Annotated in this window: 4 protein-coding genes and 1 pseudogene; 2 read left to right on the top strand and 3 right to left on the bottom strand. The window is 43.1% G+C overall.

The window, feature by feature from the left end:
• Positions 1-107: 107 nt before the first annotated feature.
• On the bottom strand, positions 108-332 hold the full coding sequence (locus tag IQ230_RS26060) for a hypothetical protein (RefSeq protein WP_193935074.1): 225 nt from the start codon (positions 330-332) through the stop codon (positions 108-110).
• Positions 333-613: 281 nt separating this feature from the next.
• On the opposite strand from IQ230_RS26060, the gene groES reads away from it, so the two are divergent.
• A complete protein-coding gene (gene groES, locus IQ230_RS26055) occupies positions 614-925 on the top strand; it encodes a co-chaperone GroES (RefSeq protein WP_099699537.1) in 312 nt (103 codons plus the stop codon).
• A 48-nt stretch (positions 926-973) separates the two neighbouring features.
• On the top strand, positions 974-2,614 hold the full coding sequence (gene groL / locus IQ230_RS26050; protein ID WP_193935073.1) for a chaperonin GroEL: 1,641 nt from the start codon (positions 974-976) through the stop codon (positions 2,612-2,614).
• 96 nt (positions 2,615-2,710) lie between these two features.
• Here groL and IQ230_RS26045 read toward each other — a convergent pair whose 3' ends face one another.
• Positions 2,711-3,241, bottom strand: coding sequence for a GrpB family protein (locus IQ230_RS26045; protein ID WP_193935072.1), 531 nt, complete (start codon positions 3,239-3,241; stop codon positions 2,711-2,713).
• Between the two features lie 36 nt (positions 3,242-3,277).
• A pseudogene (locus tag IQ230_RS26040) lies at positions 3,278-3,397 on the bottom strand (IS630 family transposase); the annotation flags it as partial.

Here is a 3,397-nt window from a genome sequence, read left to right as displayed (position 1 = left end):
CAGTAATTCCCATTGTTCATCTGTGAGATCGGTACGATATGATTGACCCATGACTCTCGTTCTCTGTCATTTTTTGCTATTGACAGGTTATTGTAACGAGAGCTTTTTTACTTTTCAGACCTCCTCTTAGGTGTCTGTGCTACTTTGTCTCCGTAACAGCCTAATGTTTGCCCAAGATCGTCAGCTGCGATCAATAGAATATTCGGTCGAGAAGTTGAATTTCCTGATTGTAAGAAAGTCGATTCACCCAAAGTAGTGGCTAAAGCAGTTGCCACAGAATAATTAAGAAAGCTTCGGCGGGAGATTTTAGTTAGAATTTTGGCTTGCTGCATAAAGTTAGTTCGTTTTTTGACGAAGATGCACCCTGACTCCAATACTCTTAACTATCTGTTTTTTGAGTGATTTACGGATTTCATGAATAGAACTATGCCACTGCCCAACTTAACTTTCACGGTAGTTGATACGACTTTAACCGAGTTCAGTATATCAAGAGAGAAAAACTAATACGTAATCAGAAGTTCGGGAAACCGTACCAGTGTTTTTGTTGCGATCGCATCCACTGTTCGCTAAATTAGCACTCAGGAGTTGAGAGTGCTAAAAACGGAAAATTTATATGGCAGCAGTATCTCTAAGTGTTTCTACAGTAAAACCTTTAGCTGACCGTGTCTTTGTTAAAGTCAGCGCATCTGAAGAAAAAACAGCAGGTGGATTATATTTACCCGACACAGCGAAAGAGAAACCTCAAGTCGGAGAAGTTGTTGCGATTGGTCCTGGTAGACGTAGCGACGATGGTTCGCGCCAGGAGATGGAAATTAAAGTCGGCGACAAAGTACTTTACTCGAAGTATGCAGGTACAGACGTCAAACTAGGTACAGAAGAGTATGTGCTGTTGTCAGAAAAAGACATCCTTGCAGTAGTTAGCTAATACCAATTACCACTCACCAATTACCAATTACCAAAATCATAGATAACTATGGCAAAGCGCATTATCTACAACGAAAACGCTCGTCGTGCCCTCGAAAAGGGTATGGATATTTTAGCTGAATCTGTTGCTGTTACCCTAGGTCCAAAAGGACGTAACGTGGTGCTAGAGAAGAAGTTTGGCGCACCACAGATCGTTAACGATGGCGTGACAATTGCTAAAGAAATTGAATTAGAAGATCACGTAGAAAACACTGGTGTTTCGCTCATTCGTCAAGCCGCTTCTAAAACTAATGACGCTGCAGGTGACGGTACAACCACAGCGACCGTTTTAGCTCATGCAATGGTTAAAGAAGGCTTACGTAACGTCGCAGCTGGTGCTAACGCGATCTCTCTGAAGCGTGGTATCGATAAAGCAACCAACTTTTTGGTAGATAAAATCGCTGAACACGCACGTCCAGTAGAAGATTCTAAAGCGATCGCTCAAGTCGGTTCGATCAGCGCTGGTAACGATGAAGAAGTTGGTCAGATGATCGCTTCGGCAATGGATAAAGTCGGTAAAGAAGGCGTTATTTCCCTTGAAGAAGGGAAGTCGATGACAACCGAACTTGAAATCACAGAAGGGATGCGCTTTGACAAAGGCTACATCTCGCCTTACTTTGCAACCGATCCTGAGCGGATGGAAGCAGTATTTGACGAGCCTTACTTGTTGCTCACCGATAAAAAGATTACTTTGGTACAAGATTTAGTACCAGTACTAGAGCAAGTTGCACGCTCTGGTCGTCCATTAATTATTATTGCTGAGGACATCGAGAAAGAAGCGCTGGCAACTCTAGTAGTTAACCGCTTGCGTGGTGTACTCAACGTAGCTGCAGTAAAAGCTCCTGGCTTTGGCGATCGCCGCAAGTCGATGCTTGAAGACATTGCAGTTCTGACTGGTGGTCAAGTTATCACCGAAGACGCTGGTTTAAAATTGGAAAATACCAAGCTTGATATGCTCGGTAAATCTCGCCGCGTCACAATTACTAAAGACAACACAACAATTGTTGCAGAAGGTAACGAGCAAGCTGTTAAAACTCGCTGCGACCAAATTCGCCGTCAAATGGAAGAAACTGAGTCTTCCTACGATAAAGAGAAATTGCAAGAGCGTTTAGCTAAACTTGCTGGCGGTGTTGCTGTTGTTAAAGTTGGTGCGGCTACCGAAACCGAAATGAAAGACCGCAAGCTGCGCCTCGAAGACGCCATCAACGCGACAAAAGCCGCTGTAGAAGAAGGTATCGTTCCTGGTGGTGGTACAACTCTAGCACACTTGTCTCCCGATCTAGAGTCTTGGGCTAGTGGTAGTCTCAAGGATGAAGAGTTGATCGGTGCGATGATTGTTTCTCGCGCTTTGGCTGCGCCACTCAAGCGGATTGCCGAAAACGCTGGTCAAAACGGTGCTGTGATTGCTGAACGCGTTAAAGAAAAAGATTTTAACGTTGGCTTCAATGCAGCAACAAATGAGTTTGTTGATATGTTTGACGCTGGTATCGTTGACCCTGCTAAAGTAACTCGTTCTGCGCTACAAAATGCTGCATCGATCGCGGGTATGGTGTTAACAACTGAGTGTATCGTAGTTGATAAGCCAGAACCAAAAGATAATGCTGCGGCTGGTGCTGGTGCTGGTATGGGCGGCGGAGACTTCGATTACTAATCAGTAATCCTTATGTGGGGCGGGCATTTTGCCTGCTCATTTATAACAGCTGCTTCTTAGTAGAGGTGGCTGTTTTTTTACCACAGAGGCTATCAGTTAGGGCGTTCTTTGCTGTAATACAGATTGAATAAATGGACTTTTGTACAAATTGTATGCTGTTGCTTCTATGATGCCGGAGGTGATGGCTGCTTTTTTTAGGCGATCGTATTCTTGGGCAAGCGTTGGGTTTTGGCGGAGTTGCTCTCGAAAAAAAATGTTATTTAGATGAACGTCAGAACCTTCTGGTGTCAAGTGTAAGTGAACATTGTAAAAATTTTGCTGACAATTGATTCCTGTAACTAACATTGGGCGATCGCTAGGAATATTAGCAAAAGGTGTATCTTCAAAGCCAATTGCTTTTAACTTGTTGAGAATATTGGTAAACTCTTGTTTTGAGCAGGGAATCAGAATATCAATAATTGGTTTAGCCAAGATTCCAGGAATTGCTGTACTACCTATGTGTTCAATTTCTAGGTTTGGTAGTTGTGCAGATATTAAATCTTTTACAAGCTGAAAGATTTCAGGATACTTTGGATTGTATGGTACAACTTTGCTATCAGTAAGTTGATATGGAACCAGCGATGCCATAATGTGTCAATATCATTCCTGCAATGATTTATAGCACTACGCATACACGTTAGGACATTCTTTGAAGGCAGCATCAACACAATCCCGAAAGTTATCAAATTCATCCCAGCGTTGCCGCATCCAATTCTTCAGGGTAAACCACCAATGCTCAATCTC

It is taken from the genome of Gloeocapsopsis crepidinum LEGE 06123 (genome assembly GCF_015207655.1).
In the GTDB taxonomy this organism is placed as follows: domain Bacteria; phylum Cyanobacteriota; class Cyanobacteriia; order Cyanobacteriales; family Chroococcidiopsidaceae; genus Gloeocapsopsis; species Gloeocapsopsis crepidinum.
Note: the sequence above shows the minus strand (reverse complement) of the source record. Positions and strands in the feature narration are given on the sequence as shown.